19 protein-coding genes and 1 tRNA gene are annotated in these 19158 nt (G+C 68.3%); 13 read left to right on the top strand and 7 right to left on the bottom strand.

Translation table 11 applies throughout. The annotated features are described in order from the left end of the window. The 3 genes from Mth01_RS23045 to Mth01_RS23035 all read left to right on the top strand — a co-directional run. The coding region (locus tag Mth01_RS23045) for a LiaF domain-containing protein (RefSeq protein WP_239089926.1) at positions 1 to 391 on the top strand (391 nt) is incomplete at its 5' end. Positions 392 to 470: 79 nt separating this feature from the next. Then, a complete protein-coding gene (locus Mth01_RS23040) occupies positions 471 to 764 on the top strand; it encodes an isocitrate lyase/phosphoenolpyruvate mutase family protein (protein ID WP_204018006.1) in 294 nt (97 codons plus the stop codon). 72 nt (positions 765 to 836) lie between these two features. After that, positions 837 to 1604: a class I SAM-dependent methyltransferase gene (locus Mth01_RS23035; protein ID WP_204018005.1), complete on the top strand. Its 768-nt coding sequence runs from the start codon at positions 837 to 839 to the stop codon at positions 1602 to 1604. Here Mth01_RS23035 and Mth01_RS23030 read toward each other — a convergent pair. Then, positions 1556 to 1813, bottom strand: coding sequence for a hypothetical protein (locus Mth01_RS23030; protein WP_204018015.1), 258 nt, complete (start codon positions 1811 to 1813; stop codon positions 1556 to 1558). The genes Mth01_RS23035 and Mth01_RS23030 overlap by 49 nt on opposite strands. Here Mth01_RS23030 and Mth01_RS23025 point away from each other — a divergent pair. Together Mth01_RS23025 and Mth01_RS23020 are read left to right on the top strand one after the other, a co-directional pair. Next, positions 1812 to 2417 (top strand): DUF1707 SHOCT-like domain-containing protein, encoded by a 606-nt coding sequence (locus Mth01_RS23025; protein WP_204018004.1) that lies wholly within the window; start codon positions 1812 to 1814, stop codon positions 2415 to 2417. The genes Mth01_RS23030 and Mth01_RS23025 overlap by 2 nt on opposite strands. Positions 2418 to 2557: 140 nt before the next feature. After that, positions 2558 to 3031, top strand: coding sequence for a hemerythrin domain-containing protein (locus Mth01_RS23020; protein ID WP_204018003.1), 474 nt, complete (start codon positions 2558 to 2560; stop codon positions 3029 to 3031). A gap of 29 nt (positions 3032 to 3060) precedes the next feature. Here Mth01_RS23020 and Mth01_RS23015 read toward each other — a convergent pair whose 3' ends face one another. Beyond that, entirely contained in the window at positions 3061 to 4176 is a 1116-nt protein-coding gene (locus tag Mth01_RS23015) for a winged helix DNA-binding domain-containing protein (protein ID WP_239089925.1), read from the bottom strand. Between the two features lie 236 nt (positions 4177 to 4412). Between Mth01_RS23015 and Mth01_RS23010 the strand changes: the two genes are divergently transcribed. Next, entirely contained in the window at positions 4413 to 6461 is a 2049-nt protein-coding gene (locus Mth01_RS23010) for a SpoIIE family protein phosphatase (RefSeq protein ID WP_204018002.1), read from the top strand. Here Mth01_RS23010 and Mth01_RS23005 read toward each other — a convergent pair. Together Mth01_RS23005 and Mth01_RS23000 are read right to left on the bottom strand one after the other, a co-directional pair. Further along, positions 6451 to 7188 carry an NPCBM/NEW2 domain-containing protein gene (locus Mth01_RS23005; RefSeq protein WP_204018001.1) on the bottom strand — a complete coding sequence of 246 codons (738 nt, stop codon included), beginning with the start codon at positions 7186 to 7188 and terminating at the stop codon, positions 6451 to 6453. The genes Mth01_RS23010 and Mth01_RS23005 overlap by 11 nt on opposite strands. A gap of 394 nt (positions 7189 to 7582) precedes the next feature. Then, positions 7583 to 8227, bottom strand: coding sequence for a TetR family transcriptional regulator (locus Mth01_RS23000; RefSeq protein WP_204018000.1), 645 nt, complete (start codon positions 8225 to 8227; stop codon positions 7583 to 7585). Between the two features lie 115 nt (positions 8228 to 8342). Between Mth01_RS23000 and Mth01_RS22995 the strand changes: the two genes are divergently transcribed. From Mth01_RS22995 to Mth01_RS22980, 4 genes are read left to right on the top strand one after another with little or no spacing between them, the layout of a single operon-like run. Beyond that, positions 8343 to 9299, top strand: a complete 957-nt coding sequence (locus Mth01_RS22995) for a sigma-70 family RNA polymerase sigma factor (protein WP_308440835.1) — start codon at positions 8343 to 8345, stop codon at positions 9297 to 9299. A 39-nt stretch (positions 9300 to 9338) separates the two neighbouring features. After that, positions 9339 to 9980 (top strand): CatB-related O-acetyltransferase, encoded by a 642-nt coding sequence (locus Mth01_RS22990; protein WP_204018013.1) that lies wholly within the window; start codon positions 9339 to 9341, stop codon positions 9978 to 9980. Positions 9981 to 9985: 5 nt separating this feature from the next. Further along, positions 9986 to 10897: a Vgb family protein gene (locus Mth01_RS22985; protein WP_204017998.1), complete on the top strand. Its 912-nt coding sequence runs from the start codon at positions 9986 to 9988 to the stop codon at positions 10895 to 10897. Continuing rightward, the gene (locus Mth01_RS22980) at positions 10894 to 11571 is read left to right on the top strand and encodes a DUF5701 family protein (RefSeq protein WP_204017997.1); all 678 of its coding nucleotides are present in this window, start codon (positions 10894 to 10896) and stop codon (positions 11569 to 11571) included. The genes Mth01_RS22985 and Mth01_RS22980 overlap by 4 nt, the downstream gene beginning before the upstream one ends. Positions 11572 to 11860: 289 nt before the next feature. Here the strand turns inward: Mth01_RS22980 and Mth01_RS22975 are convergent, their stop codons facing one another. Further along, on the bottom strand, positions 11861 to 13111 hold the full coding sequence (locus Mth01_RS22975; protein WP_204017996.1) for an ATP-binding protein: 1251 nt from the start codon (positions 13109 to 13111) through the stop codon (positions 11861 to 11863). Positions 13112 to 13559: 448 nt separating this feature from the next. Here Mth01_RS22975 and Mth01_RS22970 point away from each other — a divergent pair, with 448 nt between their 5' ends. Further along, complete coding sequence (locus tag Mth01_RS22970) at positions 13560 to 15305, top strand: ATP-binding protein (protein ID WP_239089923.1); 1746 nt, start codon at positions 13560 to 13562, stop codon at positions 15303 to 15305. Between the two features lie 327 nt (positions 15306 to 15632). Here the strand turns inward: Mth01_RS22970 and Mth01_RS22965 are convergent. Beyond that, positions 15633 to 15705: transfer RNA gene (locus tag Mth01_RS22965), tRNA-Arg, on the bottom strand. A 158-nt stretch (positions 15706 to 15863) separates the two neighbouring features. On the opposite strand from Mth01_RS22965, the gene Mth01_RS22960 reads away from it, so the two are divergent. Then, on the top strand, positions 15864 to 17012 hold the full coding sequence (locus tag Mth01_RS22960) for a hypothetical protein (protein WP_204017995.1): 1149 nt from the start codon (positions 15864 to 15866) through the stop codon (positions 17010 to 17012). A gap of 92 nt (positions 17013 to 17104) precedes the next feature. Further along, positions 17105 to 18289, top strand: a complete 1185-nt coding sequence (locus tag Mth01_RS22955) for a M15 family metallopeptidase (protein WP_239089922.1) — start codon at positions 17105 to 17107, stop codon at positions 18287 to 18289. 76 nt (positions 18290 to 18365) lie between these two features. On the opposite strand, the gene Mth01_RS22950 is transcribed toward Mth01_RS22955, so the two are convergent. Then, a complete protein-coding gene (locus Mth01_RS22950; RefSeq protein ID WP_239089921.1) occupies positions 18366 to 19076 on the bottom strand; it encodes an SAF domain-containing protein in 711 nt (236 codons plus the stop codon). Between the last annotated feature and the right edge of the window lie 82 nt (positions 19077 to 19158).

Genomic DNA, 19158 nt, shown 5'->3' with positions numbered 1-19158 from the left:
GCGATCGACGATGAACGGCATCCCCAAGAAAACGGGCCGCTTCGTCTGGCACCCCGTCGGCGCGGTCCAGATCGGGGACTACGCGGTGAGCGTGGGCGAGGGCCGGCTCGACCTGAGCGACCTCGCTCTCGGGCCCGGCGCCCGGGTCAGGTTCAACGCGTCGGTGTCGGTCGGGCAGCTCACGGTGATCGTGCCGGCGACCGCGCGGGTGGAGGTGCACGGGTACGCCCGGCTGGGCGAGGTGAAGATCGGCCACAGGGTCGAGGACGGTACGGGCGTCCGATTCGACCGGGTGCTCGAGCCCGAGGTGACCGGGACGTCCGACGCGCCCACCATCGAACTCCACGTGCGCGCCGGGATCGGCGACGTGGAGGTGCGCCCCGCTGCCTGATGCCTCTTATCCGGCCTGCGCCGAACATTTCTCTGGCCATGGTCGATGGGTCTCGTCGGCCGTCCGGGCGATCCTGGATATGACGGAATCGAGCGGAAGTGACGCATACCGAGGACACGCGGTCAGGGCCGTCTGCGCGGCGGTCGGCCGGCCGGTCAACGTGCTCGCGGGCAGCTCGCCCGGGGTGACCGTGGCCGAGCTCGCCGCCGCCGGTGCCCGGCGCATCAGCCTTGGGTCGGCGCTGGCGCGGGCTGCGCTCAGCGCCACTCTCGCCGCGGGGCGGGAGCTCGCGGAGCACGGCACGTTCGGTTTCTCCCGCGGGGTGCTCACCTATGCCGAGGCGAACGCGCTGTGGACGGAGGACGGCGTATGACCGACGAGTTGGAGCTTGAGCTGTCGGAAAATCGGTGGACGGTCCGTACGGCCCGCGGCGATCGTTGGCGGCATGCGTCAGGAGGAGATCTGGAACGTCGACGCCGCTCGGCGTTATGACACGCCGGGCACCGGCATGTTCGCGCCCGATGTGTTGGGGCCGGCCGTGGACCGCCTCGCCGAGCTCGCGGGCGACGGGCGAGCTCTCGAGTTCGCCATCGGGACCGGCCGCGTGGCGGTCCCGCTCGCCGAGCGAGGGGTGCCGGTCACCGGCATCGAGCTGTCACCGCCGATGATCGACCGACTGCGGACGAAGGCGGACGAAGCGACGATCCCAGTGATCGTCGGCGACATGGCGACCGCCGCCGCCCCGGGGAAGTACGCACTCGTCTTCCTCGTCTACAACACGATCGCCAACCTGCTCACCCAGGCCGAGCAGGTCGCCTGCTTCCGCAACGCGGCTCGCCATCTCACCCCGGGCGGCCGGTTCGTGATCGAGCTCTGGGTGCCCGAGCTGCGCAAGCTTCCGCCGGGTCAGCAGGCCGCGGTCTGGTCTTCGGAGCCCGGCTACATCGGTCTGGACACCTACGACGTGCTGCGCCAACAGGTCGTGTCGCACCATTTCACGTTCGACGAGAGCGGCCAGGCTCGGCTGTTCCGCACTCCGCACCGCTACATCTGGCCGTCCGAGCTCGACCTCATGGCCCAGCTGGCCGGGTTCGAGCTGGAGAGCAGACACGCGGACTGGACCGGCGCCGAGTTCACCGCCGAGTCGCGTTCCCACGTATCCGTCTATCGCATCCCCAGGATCCAGCGGTCGCGGCGGCGCGCCACCATCTGACCGACGAGCACGACGACGACGGTCATGACGAACATCAGCGTCCCGATGACGTTGACCTGGGGCGGCACGCCGCGACGGGCGGAACCCCACACGAACATGGGGCCGCGTCCGCCCTGCTCCCGCCCGGCAGGTCGGGGGAATGGTGTCGTAAGCGGCGTCACCTTGCTGGTCTCCCCGTCGAGGCGAATGAGAACTATCGTGGCCAGCATGGAAAATCCCCCTTCACGCAGGGACTCCCAGATGTCGCACCTGCGCGCCTCGGACAGCAACAGGGAGCAGATCGCCGCCCTGCTGGGTGAAGCCCTGAGCACCGGTCAGCTGAGCCACGAGGAGTACTCCGAGCGCCTGGACAGCCTCTACCAGGCCAAGACCGTGGGGGAGCTCGAGGTCCTCACCCATGACCTGCAGGTCGACCGGCCCCGCCCGGCGGCGAGCCCGGTTTCCTACGCGCCGGGTGCGAGTTCCGAGCCCGAGAACATCGTCGCCATCTTCGGCGGGGCCGATCGCAGGGGCCGCTGGCGGGTACGACGGAAGACCAGGGCGCTGGCCCTCTTCGGCGGCATGCGATTCGACCTGACCGACGCCGAATTCGAGGCGAAAGAGATCGAGATCACGGTCAATGCGATCTTCGGCGGGGCCGAGATCATCCTGCCTGAGGGGGTGGAGGTGCGCTGCCATGGTGTCGGCGTCTTCGGCGGCTTCGACGTGCACGGCAGCCCGGACGTCGACCCGTCGGCGCCGGTGGTCGTCGTGAAGGGCCTGGCGCTGTTCGGCGGAGTGAGCGGCAAGGCCCGGCGCCGGCGCGATCGCTGATCGACGGACGGTCGGCGCGCTCTTCGGCTCTCTTGTGCGCGTTTTTATCCAAATCTTGTTGTAAAAACCAGTAGGGTGGGTGAAAGTCGAGCCTGGACAGCCGAGGAGCATCGGGGACACCGGTAGCCGAAGGAGATCGCGTGGAGAGCGGGACACTGTCGTCGGCGCTGGAGCGGGAACATCGCGAGATCGACGAGGGAATCGAAACCTTCATCGAAGGTCTGGCGGAGGGCGGAGAGGACACCGCGCCGCTGAAGCGCGCGATGGAGGGGCTGCGCCGCCACATCTACCTCGAAGAGGAGTTCCTGTTCCCGCCGTTGCGGGAGGCGGGCATGATGGCGCCGGTCTTCGTCATGTTGCGCGAGCACGGTGAGATCTGGCAGACGATGGACCGGCTGGACGCCGAGATGGGCAAGGGCGTCGCGGCGGTCCCGTTGCGGGGGTTGTGCGCTGAGCTGCTCGGGCGGCTGGAGCAGCACAACTCCAAAGAGGAGCCGATCATCTACCCGCAGGCTGACGCGGTGCTGACGCCCGAAGCGACCGATCACCTCCAGCGTTTCATCGCGTCAGGCCGGATTCCCGAGGGCTGGGTGTGCCAACGAGCACAGGCGTGACCGATCCCGGAGGCCGGCCGGATGGCGGCTTACGGTAGGCGCACCTCGGGCGTACGGTCCACGAAGCGCGCGTACTCTTCGAACGCCTGCCCGATTTTCGCCCGCTCGGCCTTGCCCAGCGGCACGAGCGGTTGGACTGTGATCTGCACCTTGGTCTTGGTAAGTGACCGCTTCCAGGTGCCGACGACCCGGCCGTCGCATACCACTGTCGCCTGGAATATGCCGTTGTTGCCGGGAATGATGGCCGGTTTGTGCTCGTCGGCGAGCATGAGCGTACGGTCCTTGTAGCCCAGCAGGTACTCGTCGAACCCCGGCAGCACGAGGACCTCGCGGCCGTCCACCGCGGATGGTGCGGCGTCGAGCAGCGCCGGTTCCAGGTACATCTCGACGCCGTCGACGGTCACACCGGCCAGTCGGTCGCCTGCCGCCGCGATGCCGCGCTTGGCGTCGGCCATGGTCAGCCCGGTCCAGCCGGCGAAATCCTGCCTCGTGGTCGGCCCGTGGCCGCGGAAGTATCGCAGTGCGATGGTGGCCAGTGCCTCGTCGCGGTCGGGCCGGTGCGGGTCGGGGACCCACTCGTCGAGCAGCACGAAGCTCTGCTCGTTGCCGATGTTCGGGGCGATGCACAGCACGCCGCGCTGGCTGGCGTACCACAGCAGGTGGTAGCCGCGCTGGCCGTCGGCTTCGATGCCCTTGTCGGTGAGCACGGTGACGCATTGTGACCGGGTCAGCCGGCCACCGCCGGCCAGTGCCGCGCCCAGCACCTCCACCGCTCGTTCGGCGACCTCCTCACTCAGCCCAAGGAACTCGCGACGCTTCGCCGCACCCGCCAGTGCCCGCGAGCCCATCAGGTCGAGCATCCAGTGGGCGTCCCGCGGCGGAACGAAGTGAATGGTGCCGCGCATCGGCCAGGTGCGCAGCGCCTCGCGCCGCTCCAGCGCGGCGGTCACGTCGCTGACGGTGTATCCCGGCAGGCGTACGCCGAACGACCACAGGCCGCTGGCCAGGTCCTGCGCCTGCATCGCGCCGAGCCAGGTCACCACCCCGGCCACGTCGGCCGGCCGGTCCATGTCGTGATGCCGGTCGCGCAACAGCAGGCCGGCCATCCGCAGGGTGAGCGACTGCGCCCGAGTAATCCGCACCATTACCATCTCCTCGCAGGCAGCGTACCGATGGCCTACGACAACGTCGGGGCGTGCGACCTCTCGGAGTCAGCGGGGCGCGGAGAGCCCCATATGTGGAGAAGCTGTTCCACCGACGCGTGCGACTTCGGCGATTTGCACATATATTTCCTATTTGGGGCTTGTTGGGGGATTGCATTCGTCGCCGATGCCATGGTGCGACGGAGGAATGTGGTAATGGCGTTACCCACGGGGAAGAAATGAACGGCCTTCCGCTGGAGGTGTTCGACCCGGCGCCGGTCGGGGTGCTGGTCACCACCGGAAAGGACCACCGCCTGGTGTACCTGAACGACGCCATGCGGGCGATGTTCGGCGACCGGCTCATCGGGATGCCGGTCCGCGAGGCGTTCAGCAATCTCCTGCAGCAGGACTCCCTTCTGTCGTTCGATCGGGTCCTGGAAACCGGTGAGGCCGTACGGCGAGAGCATGCCTCCGCGAGGGTGGCCGCTCCCTCGGGCGGATCGCAGGAGCGCTTCTTTCACTACAGCCTCTCGAAGATCCCTCTCCCCGGCGGTGCGAGCGGAGTGCTGCAGATGATCGTGGAGGTCACGGAACAGTTCGTCGCCACCAGGCGGATGCGCACCCTGGCACGGGAGCAGCGCCGTCTCCTGCGCCGCTACCAGAGCCTGCTGTGGGTCAACGCGCACACCGTGTGGGCGAGCGATCCCAACGGCAGGTTCAGAGAGGTGAGCCCGGACTGGAGGAGGTTGACCGGGCAGACACGGGAGGAGTATCGCGGTTATGGATGGCTGCAGGCGGTCCACCCCGAGGATCGCGCGCCGACCCTGAGCACCTGGGTTTGGGCCGCCGAAGAGGTGCCCGCGCTGTTGGAGCTGGTCTTCCGCGTTCGCGTCCTCGACGGCACCTACCGGCATTTCCGGATGCGGGCCGTGCCCGTGTGCAAGGAAGGCGCCGTCGTCGAGTGGGTGGGCGCCGCGACCGACATCGAGCAGGAGTGGCAGGAGGAGCGGCGCCGCAAGCTTCTCGACCGCGCCGCCGTCGCTGTGGCGGACATCACGGATCTGGAGGAGATGTGCCAGGCGCTGGCCGATGTGATCGTCCTGGAGCTCGCCGACGCCTGCCACATCCACCTGCTCCCCGAGCTCGCCGGCGGCCTCTCGGATGTGCTCGTCACCGAGCGCATCGCCATCGCCGCGCGCCCTGGACTGCCGGGACTGCCGCGCCGCCAGAAGGCGCACCACCCCGCCGACGGTGAGTTCATGCGCGCGGTACGGCAACGCCGGCCCGGCTACCTGTCCTTCCCCCCGGGACATCCCCCACCTGGCTCCGACGCCAGGGCCGGGGAGTGGATGATCGAGGCCAAGGCGCACAGCCTGGCGATCATTCCGGTCGTCGCCCATGGCGAGGTGGCGGCCGTGGTGGTCGCCGCCACCTGCGGGAACCGGCCGCCGATCGATCCGGCCGACGCCGATCTGATGGGGCAGATCCTCGACCACACGCACGACGCCCTCGGCAAGGCTCTGCGGTTCCGGCGCACCCAGCGGGTGGCGCTGGCCCTGCAGCACAGCCTGCTCGCCGAACCGCCGCACGTCCCCGGACTGGAGCTCGCCGCCCGCTACCAGGCGAGCCCGGCCGCCGCGGAGATCGGCGGGGACTGGTACGACGCGTTCGTGCTGCCCGGTGGTGCCGTGGAGGTGGCCATCGGAGACGTGGCCGGGCACGACCTGGCCGCCGCTATCTGGATGAGCCAGGTGCGGAACATGGTCCGGGCGCTGGCCGTCGACCGCAACGAACCCCCGGGGGAGATCCTGCACCGCCTGGACACCGCCCTCGAGACCTTGAACAGTGAGACGACCACCGTGACCTGCGTGCTGGGGCGCCTCGAAGAGGGTGCGGACGGCGGGTGGCGGCTGACCTACGCGGTGGCCGGGCATCCGCCGCCGTTGCTGGTCACACACGACGGTGCCGGCCACTTCCTGCTGGAGGCGGACAATCTCCTCCTCGGCCTGTTGTTACAGGACCTGCCGTGGACCAGCGCCGTCGAACCATTGCCACCGGGTAGCACGTTGCTGCTCTACACCGACGGCCTCATCGAGCACAGGGAAGAGAATCTCGATCGGGGACTGGACCGGTTGCGGCGGTATGCCGAGACGCTCGCCTGTGAGCCCCTGGGCCGGTTCTGTGACGGACTGCTCGCCGGCATGCCCGTGACCGGGGAGGACGACGTAGCCCTGATCGCACTGCGGGTGCCTCCATCAGCGCCAACTGAGGGCTGTCCTATTGCGTGAGCGACGCGTCACCGAACACGGCACCGCCTGTCCATCTGTCGTAATACAGGCCAATCGGCGCTATTCGCGTGACGGCGAGTTCGAGTTTCATAATATCCCGAATGTCGACCCTTATCCGCACCGGTTTCGCGTATTCGACTCTCCTCCTGAGTAGAAGCCTCCCGTCGCCGTATATCTCGAACTCTGCTATCGAGTCGACTTCGTCCTTGTCGTTCACTCCCAGGGTCGCCTCAAGCGTCCGATAGCTGCCGTCTATCATATATTCGGTCCATTGGGTCTGGCCCACGGCGCCGAGTGCGAGGCCGATGCTGCGGCCGTAGGTCTTCCCGTTGATGGCGTAGGCGCCGCGGCTGGAGTATCCAGCGAGTTCACTCCATCCATAGGTCAGGTCTGCCAGGTAGACCGAGGGCGTCTTCGGCTCACTCCACTCCGGGGACGGCGTCGGGGCCGGCTCCGGGGACGGCTCGGGCGGGATGGCGGCGGTGGCCGTTGTGGCGGGCGTGACCGTCACAGTGGCCCACTGAGTCTTTTCGGCGGCCTGAGATATCTCCATGTCCGGTGTGAGGCCTTTGGTGACTCCGTGAGAGCTGAAATACAGGCCCGCCATCGTGCCGGCCAGAGTGAGGGTCGCGGCGCCGATGGAAGCGGCCGCGGCGATCCAGGCGTTGCCGCGCTCAAGGCGGCGCTGCTTTTCGGCGTCGCGCCTGTTGTATTTCAGGGTTGCCACGTACTCTCCGGTCGCCGACAGGGTCCGGTCTGGTCTTCCATCAGCAGTTTCCGATACAGAATGCCCGAGCGACTGTACGGACACCCTCCAGTCGGGGTCACTTTTCGTTCACGACATATGTTGTGTGCAGTTTTTGCGGCCATAAATACCTATGGGGATATTTCGCCGGAAGAACCATCAGTGGAGACTGGGCTCCTTCGTCCTCACCGTCGAACCGGGCACAGAAGCCCTCCAACGCCCGGGTGACACGGTCAGCACGGTGGCGTCTCGCGGGGACGATTGCGTTCGGCCAGCCGGTCGCAGCAGCTCGTGCCGGGGAACGTCGAGTACAGCAGTCGCCATGGAACGCCCGGTCGCCGCCGGCTCGGTCATCGTGCTCTCCGGGCCCTGGCGGTCATCCGGTGGGGCGGACGGCATAGCCGCCGAGAGAGGGCTCCAGGAGGCCGAAAGCGGCGTCGATGTAGCGGGTGAGAACCGCCGCGATCTCCGGGTCGCCCTGCCCCGCGATGGTACGGCGGAGTGTCTCATCGAACAGCAGCCGGTGGACGCCGCCGAGCTGGGCGGCGGCCACCCGGGGCAGGATGTCGTCGGGCCCGGCGCCGGTCTCCGTGGCGAGCGCGTCGGCCAGGGCCTTCTCGCGCTCGTCGTGGAATTCCCGTAGCCGGGCGGTCAGGGCCGGGCTGGCGTCGATCATCCGGGCGAACGCGGGGCCGGAGAAGCCGATGACCGGGTCGTGCTCGGCGACCGCGGCCAGGTAGGCGCGGCGGAGCGAGGCCAGGACGGATTCGCCGGGCGCCCTTCGGCGGACGGTCCGGGCCAGAGACTGCACGAACTCCTCGCCCAGATCGAAGACCAGGTCCTCCTTGCGGGGGAAGTAGTTCGTGACCGTCATCTTGGCCACCTGCGCGGCCTCCGCCACATCGGCGATCGTCACCTTGTCGAAGCCGTGTTCCAGGAAGAGCCGCGTGGCCTGGTGGGAGATGTTCTCCCTGGTCTGCTGCTTCTTCAGCTCTCTGAGTCCCATCTTCTGCGTGCTCACCCACCCACCTTACCTCGAATCAGCCTAAATTTGGTGTTGACATATTACTAGGTTGATTCTAAATTTAGGTCGTGTCAGCCAACCCGCGCTGACGCGACCACGGAAGGACATGCCGTTGAGCGCTGCCGCTCTCCCCGCCCGCCCCGCTCGCCACCCGAAGGGAGTCGTCGACATCGACCCGGTGAAGGACTACCTCAATCAGATCGGGCGCACCCCGCTGCTCACCGCCGAGCAGGAAGTGGAGCTGGGCCGGTGTATCGAGGCCGGCAGGCTCGCCGGGGAGCGTCTCGCCGCCGGGTGCGACGGGTCGTCCGAGCGGCGCGAGCTGGAACGGCTGGCCGCCGACGGCCGCCATGCCAGGGACCACATGGTCGAGGCCAACCTGCGGCTGGTCGTCTCGATCGCCCGGCGGTACGCCGCAGCCGGCGGCGGGCTGCCGCTGCTGGACCTTATCCAGGAGGGCACCATCGGGATGATGCGCGCGGTGGAGAAGTTCGACCACCGGCGCGGCCTGAAATTCTCCACGTACGCCACCTGGTGGATCAAGCAGGCGATCGGCCGCGCGCTGGCCGACCAGAGCCGGACGATCCGCCTCCCCATGCACGTGGTCGAGGACCTCAACCGGGTCAACCGGGCCCGTCGCGCGATGCTGCGGGAGCTGGGCCGCGAGGCCACCGCCGAGGAGCTGGCGGCCGAGCTCGATCTGACGCCAGAGAAGGTCGAGCAGTTGCTGCGGCACGGCCGCGAGCCGGTCTCGCTGCACACCCCGATCGGTGAGGACGGCGCCAAGCTGGGCGACCTTCTCGCCGACGACGCACCGGACCCCGCCACCGAGGTCGCCGATTCCACGCTCCGCCGCGACCTGGAGGCGGTGCTGGCGACGCTGCCTGAGCGGGAGTCGGCCGTCCTCACCCAGCGGTACGGCCTGGCCGACGACACGCCCCGAACCCTGGACGAGATCGGCCGGACCTTCGGGGTGACCCGGGAACGCATCCGCCAGATCGAAGCCAAAGGCATGCACAAGCTGCGCGAGCCCGCTCGCGCCCGCGTCCTGGCCGACCTCCTCGCCTGACTCTTCTCCGAAAGGATTCCCCCTTTGATTCCCGACCCGATGACCGTGCACCCGCTGCCCGCCCACGAGCGGGTGGTCTTCCTCAAACCGCTGGTCAGCTCCCCGAACATCGAGGTGGGTGAGTACACCTACTTCGACGACCCCGACGGCGCGACCGGCTTCGAGCACCGCAACGTGCTGTACGCCTACGGGCGGGAGAAGCTGATCATCGGCAAGTACTGCGCCATCGCCTCCGGCACGCGCTTCCTGATGGCCGGCGCCGACCACCCGACGATGGGCGTGTCCACCTTCCCGTTCACCATGTTCGGCGGCGAGTGGACCGAACGCACCCTCGACATCGTCACCGGCATGCCCAGCCGCGGCGACACCGTGATCGGCAACGATGTCTGGTTCGGCTACCAGGCCACGGTCATGCCCGGGGTGACCATCGGTGACGGCGCCATCATCGCGACCGGCGCCGTGGTCACCGCCGACGTCCCGCCGTACACCATCGTCGGCGGAAACCCGGCCAAGCCCATCCGCCGCCGTTTCGACGACGCCGACATCGAACGACTGCTACGGGCCGCCTGGTGGGACTGGCCCACCGAGCTGGTGACCGAGCACGCCCGCACCATCATGGCCGGCACCCCGGCCGACATCGCCCGCATCGCCGCCGAACACCGACTGGAGAAGAGCCTTTGACCCACGTGACCACCGAAGAGTACGCCGTGGCCGACCGCGACGCCGGGCCGTACGCGATCACCACGGGACCGGACGGCGCACTGTGGTTCACCATGGTCCACAGCGGCCGGATCGGCCGTCTGGTCCCCGGGGCCGAGCCGACGAGCTACGAACTCGACCCCGGCTGCGGGCCGACGATCATCGTCCCCGGCCCAGACGGCGCGCTGTGGTTCACCGAATACCAGGCGCACCGGATCGGGAGGATCACCACCGGCGGCGTCATCGACGAGTTCGCGTTGCCCACCCCCGGCTGCGGGCCGTACGGCATCGCCCCGGGGCCGGACGGCGCGCTGTGGTTCACCGAGACCGCCGCCGACCGCATCGGGCGGATCACCCCCGATGGCCGGGTCACCGAGTTCCAGCTCCCGGTCGCCGGCGCGTTCCCCTCCGCCATCGTCGCGGGAGCCGACGGCGGGCTGTGGTTCACCCTGAACCAGGCAGGCGCCCTTGGACGGATCGGCACGGACGGCATGATCACCCTCTACCCGTTGCCGACCGAGGCCGCAGCGCCGGTGGGGATCGCAGCGGGCCAAGACGGCGCCCTCTGGTTCGTGGAGATCGCCGCCGGCCAGATCGGGCGGATCACCCCCGATGGCCAGGTCACCGAGTTTCCCCTGCCCGACCGGGCCGCCCGGCCGCACGCCATCACCACCGACACCGCCGGCACTGCCTGGTTCACCGAATGGGGCACGGGCCGCGTCGGCTCCATCACCGCCGACGGCACCATCGCGGTACACCGCCTGCCCACACCCGGTTGCGAACCGCACGGCATCACCCTCGGCCCGGACGGTGCCCTGTGGACGGCGCTGGAAATCGGCGCGCTGGGCCGCATCGCTCCAGTGCAGCCCCCTTCTTCTGACGTCGAGAGGATTTCATGATCCAGCCGACCCCCTTCGAGTCGACCCCCTTCGAGCCGGGCGCCGAGTTCGACCGGCAGGTCCGTACCCTGATCGACCTCGGCTACCCGGCCATGGCCGGACTCGACTCCGCGCGGTTCGAGGCGATGCTCACCCCGCTACGCGAGCTCGCCACCCGCTACGGGCACACGACGTGCGATCCGGAGACTGGCCGCGTGCCGTTCCTGCTCGTGCTCACCCGCCAGGTCGCCGCGATCGAGCAGACCATGCCGCGCACCACCCTGCACGGAAAACGCAAACCCGGATTCGTCGATCACTCCTTCGAGCCCGGCGCCCTCGAGCGATTCGTCGCCACCCCTGCTGTCGCGCTCCCCAACCAGCACGTCTACCTGCTGTTCGATATCGAGCGCGGCGAGGAGTTCTGCGGCGCCGTCCCGAGCGACGCCATGAACACCATCACCGCCAGAGGACGCACCCCGCTCACCATCGAGGAAGGCATCGCCCTGATCACCCACTTCCCCCAGATCCTGGTCAAGAACAAATGCTTCTCCCTCGGTGGCTCCCGCTCCGGCGACCGTCGGGTCCCCGCCATCTGGATCAGCCAGAACGCCCCCAAACTCGGCTGGTGCTGGGAAGGAAACCCCCACACCTGGCTCGGCATGGCCTCCGCCGGCACCCGGCGGACCACGACATAGACAACACCAGGCGGCACGGCGGCTAACCTTCGCTGTCGAACTGGTCGCGTCCCCGCCGGCGACTCGCCCGTACGACTTCCGGCACGCGGCGGCGCCCCGGCCAGGCGCGACGCAAACCTACGGCGCTCGCGCCTGCGGTTTCCTCTGGCCGTCTCGTCGTTGAACCCCGCGCCAAGGTGGCCAGGGGAGGTGCGAAGGAGGTAGGGCCCGCGCCGAGGTGGCTGGCGTAGGCGCTGCCCGGGTGTCCCGTTCTGCGTAACGGCGCTCGCTTGCTGGGTGGTCGGCTGGGTCATGGGGCCGGCGGCGACCAGAGGCCGGTAACCGGGACGGCGACGATCCGATCGGCGAGGTGGAAGGCCCGCGGGCCGGTGTGAACGAGGAGCCCCGCGGCGAGCGTCGAGCCAAGCCGTTCATGCAGCCACTCAAGGTGGCGCGCGTCCGTGCGCGACGGAGCCGAGGTCGCCTTCACCTCAACCGCTATGACCTGGCCATCTCTGGCCTCGATGAGTAGGTCGATCTCGTGTCGGCCGTTGGCGTCGCGCAGGTGGAACAGGTCGGCGCCGACAATGCTGATGGCACATTCGGCTCGAAGTTGGGCGGCGACGAGGGTGTCGAGGAGTCGCCCAAGAAGATCCCCGTCGCGGAGCGCGCGACGTTGGTCGATGCGTAGGAGCGGGCCCAGGAGCCCTGGATCGATGAGGTATCGCTTGGGTAGCCGGACCGCCCTGTCCATGCGGTTGCCGGCCCAAGCGGGGACCCGCTGGGTGATCATCAGGGTGTCCAGCAGGTCGTCGTAGCCTGCGGCGGCGATTCTGCTGATGCCGGCGGCGTCGTACAGCATTTTGTGGGTCGGCACCCCGGCGGTGTTGGCGGCTATCGCCTGGAGGTATCTGCGCATCCGGACCGGGTCCCTGGCCACGCCGAGGGACGGCGCTTCCCTGGTTACGAGGTGATCGATGTACCCGGTCAGCCACCGGTCGCGAGCACGTTCGCTGGGCGCCCGGAGGGCCTCTGGCCAGCCGCTCGTGAGCGCCTCGGTCACGTATTGATGAAGGTCCCAGCCGGACGGAGGGCTGCCGAAGGCATCCACACCGTCAGTGATGATCCGATCGATCAGGGATGTCGCCGCCGGGTCGCCGTGTCGCTCCCGGCCGACGAGTGGGTGCATGGTCAGCCTGACGATCCGGCCGGTCGCGGGCCAACCCGTGGTGGTGAGGTCGGCTTGCGAGGATCCGGTCAGGACGAACCGCCCTGGGCGGGGATCGTCGTCCACTGCCCGTTTGACCGCGCCGAGAATGTCGGGGACCAGTTGCCACTCGTCGATCAGGATCGGCTCGTCCAGGCCGCGGAGTGCGGCATCGGGATCGGCCCGAACGACGGCGGCCTGGGCGGGGACGTCCAGGCGCAGAACGGAACGGCACAGGCGGCGGGTCGTGGTCGTCTTACCGCAGGCCCTGGGTCCGACGACCAGGACGGCGGGGTGGGCGGCCAAGACCTCGCTCAGCTCCAGATCAAGGAGGCGCGGTACGTAGGCATTCACCGGATCCTCCGGAGCGCTGACGATTTAACACAACATCTAACACCAATCTAGCACGCGTCGCGGTTACTAAATAGCACAGGTAGTGATTACGCTATAGCACGTGGCAGGCCGACTGAGCGTGCTCGGCGGGGTGTCGCCGGTGGAGGCAGTTCCGGAGATGGTGTGTGCGGCGATCGACCGCTTCCCCGTTGCCTCGGTCCTCGCCGTGACTTGAGGGAACAGAGCTTCAAGATCATTTCGTCGATATTCCGTGAACGGTGAGCCGCCTCGTCGTTGAGGCCCGCGCAGAGGTGGCCGGGGAGGCACGGAGTGGTGATCACCCAAGAGGCAAGCCCAGTGACCCTTGTGAGCGCCGCCCCCCGATCAGTCATCTCGACGAAACCCGTTCGTCAGACAACTTGTTCGTTAGCATGTTTACAAACATGTCGGCGAGCAAGCTCGGGGGTTCGTGGTGCTGACTACCGATCTTGGGGAGATCGTCCAGAACCTTCGGACGCTGGGTGCGGACATCAGCGACGTCGAGGTCAAGAAGGCAGAGGGCGGGCTGCCGAAGTCATTGCGAGAGACACTGTCCGCGTTCGCCAACGGGCACGGCGGGGTGATCATCCTCGGACTCGAAGAGGGGCGCGGATTCAAGGCCACGGGATTGGCGGATCCCGCAAAGCTCGCGGCCGATCTCGGCGCGATGTGCGCGGAGGAGATGGAACCGCCGGTACGGGCAGAGATCGGCATCCATGAGTTCGAGGGCCGCCATGTTCTCATCGCGGAGATCCCCGAAGCCCTTCCCACACAGAGACCCTGCTTCTACAAAGGCGCAGGGATCAGCAAGGGCAGCTTCATCCGGGTGAGCGATGGAGACCGGCGGCTGACCACCTACGAGGTACAACTCATGCTGTCATCGCGTGGACAGCCCAGGGAGGATGAGGAACCCGTGCCGGGCGTGGGCCTCGAATGCCTCGACGCAGCGGGTGTCGAAGCGTTGGTCGCCCGACTGCGCGTCACGCGCCCTTACGCGTTTCAGGGATTTGATCGAGACAGTGTCCTCAGGCGCGCCAAGGTGATCGTCCGTGCGCCGGATGGTGGCGACGCCGTCTCACTCGGCGGGCTGCTGGCCCTTGGAAGCTATCCCCAGGAACACTTTCCCCAGCTCATGATCACATTCGTCTCCTATCCCACCATCACCGGCGCTCCCTTGCCCTCAGGTGAACGCTTTCTGGACAACATCGCGCTTGAGGGACCGATTCCGGTAATGGTCCGTGACGCGCTCAACACGATCCGGCGGAACATGTCTCGGCGCGCCGTAATCGTGGGACTCGGCCGTCAAGACGTCTGGGAGTATCCCGAGACGGCGCTGCGCGAGGCACTCGTCAACGCCTTGGTGCATCGAGACCTGTCCTCAGCGGCGCGAGGCGGACAGGTCCAGATCGAGATGTACCCCGACCGGCTAGTCATCCGGAATCCCGGAGGCCTGTACGGCGCGCTCACAGTCGACGATCTGGGCGAGGAAGGCGTCTCCTCCGCACGCAACGCGACCCTGATGAGACTCCTGGAGGACGTGCCGGTCCCCGGCGAGACCCGAACTGTGTGCGAGAACCGCGGCTCCGGCATCCGTGCGATGCTCGACGCCCTGCGCAGCGCCGGGATGAGCCCGCCCCGTTTCGAGGACAAGATCTCTCGGTTCTCGGTGACCTTCCCCAACCACACACTGCTCAGTGCAGAGACGATCGCGTGGATAGCCGGGCTCGAACAGACCGGCCTCACCGACAGCCAAGGGCTCTTCCTCGCCCTCCTGTGGCAAGGCGAAGACGAGCCGATGGACAACAGGTCCTATCGCGAGCACACCGGTGTCGACTCACGCGTCGCGACATTCGAGCTCCGGGATCTGGTCTCCCGCGAACTGATCCTTCCGGAAGGAACCGGCCGGTGGACCCGCTATCGTCTGGCGGAATATCGATCCACACCGCACCCGCAGCGCGCCGACCGCCGGCAGACGATCCTCGCCGCGCTGGGCCACGAAACGCTCTCCCGCGCCGAACTGTCCTCACGCACCGGTCTCGGAGACCAGATCGTCCGCAGATGGCTTCGCGTCCTGCGTGAAGAGAACGTCATCGAGACCGTCGGTGGCAGCCATCGCAGCCCGAACGTCCGATACCGCCGCGCCCAGCAGGAACCGCTCTTCCCCCCACGCAGTTGAGGCGTTGTCGGCACCTCTGGCAGGTCGGCCAGGAGCAGGTAGAGGATCCCGGCCTGGTCATCAAGACTTGATCGAGGTCCTCCGTGGGAAGGTCGCGGTTCTGCCAACGCAGCCTCAAAACCTACTCCCGGAACAGCCTGTTCCGCCTGCCTGTCCCGCAGCCGTTCGCTTCCTCATACCTGATCTGCACGGATGTGACAGTGGCTATCCCGCATATATCCCGGAACCAGCGGCGTACGGGTGCCGAGAGTGATCTACGACTGCCTAAGATCGCTGGTCGGCTTCGGAGAAAGCCCAGGTGAGGGGCTGTTTGGCTTGATCAAAGAGTGCCCCCGGCAGGATTCGAACCTGCGGCACCCGCTTTAGGAGAGCGGTGCTCTATCCCCTGAGCTACGGAGGCGTGTCGTGCTATGTAAGCCTAGCGAAAGGTTGGGCCAGCTCGCGCCTCCCGGCGGGAGTGTCGCCCGAGGTATGCCGGTCATCGCTTGGCTGACGTGCGGTAAAGGGCTGGCAAGTGGATGTGTTCCGGCTTGCGTACGCTGATTACCGTCACTGTTCGTGACCGTAACGCGACTTAGGTACGTCCGCAGGCTTCGCCCGCTGGTGCTCATCACCGCGATGCTCGCGCCTGCGATCCTGGCCGTGGGCATGCTCATGGTGGAGTTCGCAGGCTACCGGGAGGCGGCACGGGGCAGCGTCGCCGGTGAAGGGAAGATGGCCGCGCAGGCGAGCCGGGCATCGGGAGCCGGTACGTCAGAGATCGCGTTGTCGCCGGAGACGTCCAGCGTGACGCGCCCCCCGGCCGAGGTTCCGGTCATCGCGTCCCAGACCGATGTCGGCATGCCTGGTTCGGCGGGTGACGTGACCGTCTTCCCGCCCACGATCACCCCGCCGGCCGCGCGGGGACGGGGACGGGGGCGTTCCGGGGCCGCGCCCGGGGCGGAGACGGCAGAAGACGGCGCGGGACGCACGCCCGTCGGCCCCGCCCCGCAGAGCAGCGCTCCCGCCCCCACCCCCTCTGCGAGTTCCGCGCCGTACGGCACGGCTCCCGGGAGCATCGACCACCGGAAAGCGGGTCACCGCAAAACGGATCGCCGGAACGCTGATCCAGGTCAGCCTGGCCCTGGCACGGCCGGAAGTGGTCCGAACGGGACCGTCACGAACAGCGTTCCTGCCGATGGCGATCAGGCCGGCCAGGCAATCCAGGTCGGCGAAACCGGCGGAGTGCCGGTGGCGCCGGGCGCCGAGGGACAGGTCGGCAAAACCGGCGGTGTGCCGGTGGCGCCGGGCGCCGAGGGGCAGGTGGGCGAGGCGCAGGTGGGCGAGGGGGAGCGGACGACGTCTGTACCGGCCGGGCGGGATGCGGTGCTGGAGCCGACCCGGGTTCCCGAGCCTTTCGGGCCGATACGCGTCTATGAAGGCCTGATCCTGATCTCGCGGCCCGAGCCCGTCCGTCAGGCTCCTCCCGCCGTCGTCAAACGACAGCCGAGGGCGACCGCGCCGAAGGAGCGGAGCGAACCGGCGGAGGTCGAGACACCGCTCACGTGCTCACTGGAGTGGCGGGACACCTGGCTGTGGGAGTTCTGCCGCGAGCACTCGCTGACCTTGGATGCCGCGTCTCCGCACGGCGACACGGCCCAGTCAGGCCTCCGCCGAGGCGTCGCACGACACGACAAAGCGCTCGAAAGTGATGAGATTGGCGGATAATGCATGTGGTAAGCGTGGTCCGTTCTCTGGTTCCTCTGTAGTAACGTGCGTCCCTGACCCAGGTCACGAGTTCGCAAACGGAGGAGTCGATCGTGCCCACTCCCCGGTCAGTACGCCTGATCGCGGTCGTCACGGCGATGTCTTCACTCTCCGCTGGGGTCCCGTACGGCGCGGCCGAGGCGGCCGCCGCCACCCGCTCGACCGCCCGCGCTACGGTCGCCAAGGACGCCAAGGACGCCACCGCGTGGAGCGCCACCGCCAAGCGTGCCGATGCCGCCGCCGTCGAGGGCCTCAAGGGTCTCGAGGGCGTCGAAGGCAAGGACCCGACCACGTTGACGGAGTTGCGCCGCCAGGCGCAGCAGGCCTACAAGGGGATCGAGGACGCCACGAAGGTCCTCAAGTCTCGGCAGAAGCGGTTCGAGTCGACGCAGAAGCAACTCGCGGGGAAGTTGACCCAGCTTCAGACGGCCACGCAGGAGCTCAACAAACTGCGCAGGCCACTGTCCGATCTCGTCCAGGGCATCTATCAGGATCCCGCCATGACCGGCATCGGCCCGTTCACGGCGAGCGGTGACGACACGGCGGCGCTGCGGGCGATGAGCGACCTGGACTACCTCGCCAGAGAGCGCAACACGGTGCTCAGCGACGCGGCGCGGCTGCAACGGCAGCAGGAACGGCTGGCCGCCGAGGCACAGGAACTGCGGTCGGCGAACCTTCTGCAGGAGGCCCAACTCGACGCGCAGATCAAGATGCTCCGGCAGCGCTCCTCGGCACTCGTCAAGTCCCTGACCAAGGCGCTGACCAAGCTTGGGGTCAAGATCGGCAAGGCGAACAGAGGCGGGTGCGACCCGACGAGGGTGGGGGTCGCCGAGCAGTACCCGAACGGCCTGCTCCCGCAGAACATCCTGTGCCCCCTGCCACAGCGAGGCGAGGAACTGCGCGCCGACGCCGCCATCGCGTTCGCCGACCTCAACCTGGCCTACCAGAGGCGGTTCGGCACGCCGATCTGCGTCTCCGACAGCTACCGGAGCCTGGCCGAGCAGCAGTCCGTCTACTGGCGGCGCCCCGGTCTGGCGGCCACCCCCGGCAAGAGCAATCACGGGCTCGGGCTCGCCGTCGACCTGTGCGGGGGCGTCCAGTCCTTCCGCTCGGTGCAGTTCAACTGGCTGGAGGCGAACGGCAAGCGGTTCGGCTGGATCCACCCCGACTGGGCCTATCGCAGCCCGTTCGAGCCCTGGCACTGGGAGTACGACCCGGAGGTCGGCTCCCTCCTCTGAGCACCCCCTCAGAGCACCCCCTCAGAGCACCCTCTCTGAGGGTCCTCTCTGCGCGCCGCCGATCCGCATCGAGGCGTCAGCGGGGATGGATCGCGACCGAGAGCCGCCCGTGTGCCTGTGCCTGCGCGAGTTGGGCGGCCTGGCCCGGGGTGGTCGCCAGCACGAGGAGGACGCCGTCGTCTCCTTCCCCCGCCGACGGAGGGGTTATCACCCGCACCTCGCGCGCGACCGTGACGGCCTGTCGCGCCCTCCCATCAAACGGAGCCCTCCCATCGAACGGCGGCCTTCCCTCCGACGGCCCCTGGAAGCCCATGTCGCCCGGTGATGCCGGCGGGGCCTGCGAATCCACGGCCCGGGGAGGATCCTCGAACGAGGCCCCCGCGTAGGGCGCCCCCACGAAGGGGTCCGTCTCGAACGCGGCCAGGACGTCGACGACGTCACCGGGCGAGAGCAGCCGGCCGGCGGCCGGATCGGCGATCCGGACCGGCGTCGCCACCATCCCGGGTCCCTGCGTCGCGAGCATTCCCCGCCCCAGGACTCGGGCGTCCGTCAACGGTTCGCCCCGGCGCATCGGCCCGGCCACGACCCGTCCAGTCAGGGTGGAGTCCGGACGGAAGGCGCCGTCCGGCACCGCGCCGGGCGGGAGCCGTACGACCATGACGTCGGAGGCGGACAGCCGGCCCCCACCCAGGTCATGGGCGGCGGCGAGGACCTCCACGCCGCCCGGGGGCCCTACGGATGTCAGCACGCATGCCACCGCCAGCCCCGCGAAGACCGCCGCGATCACGCGGCGATGAGCGGCCAGGCGACGAGTGATCGGACGGCTGCGCCGAGTAACCGGTTGACGGCGCGTGAAGAGACGGCTCAGG

The organism is Sphaerimonospora thailandensis, from assembly GCF_016863115.1.
In the GTDB taxonomy this organism is placed as follows: domain Bacteria; phylum Actinomycetota; class Actinomycetes; order Streptosporangiales; family Streptosporangiaceae; genus Sphaerimonospora; species Sphaerimonospora cavernae.
Note: the sequence above shows the minus strand (reverse complement) of the source record. Positions and strands in the feature narration are given on the sequence as shown.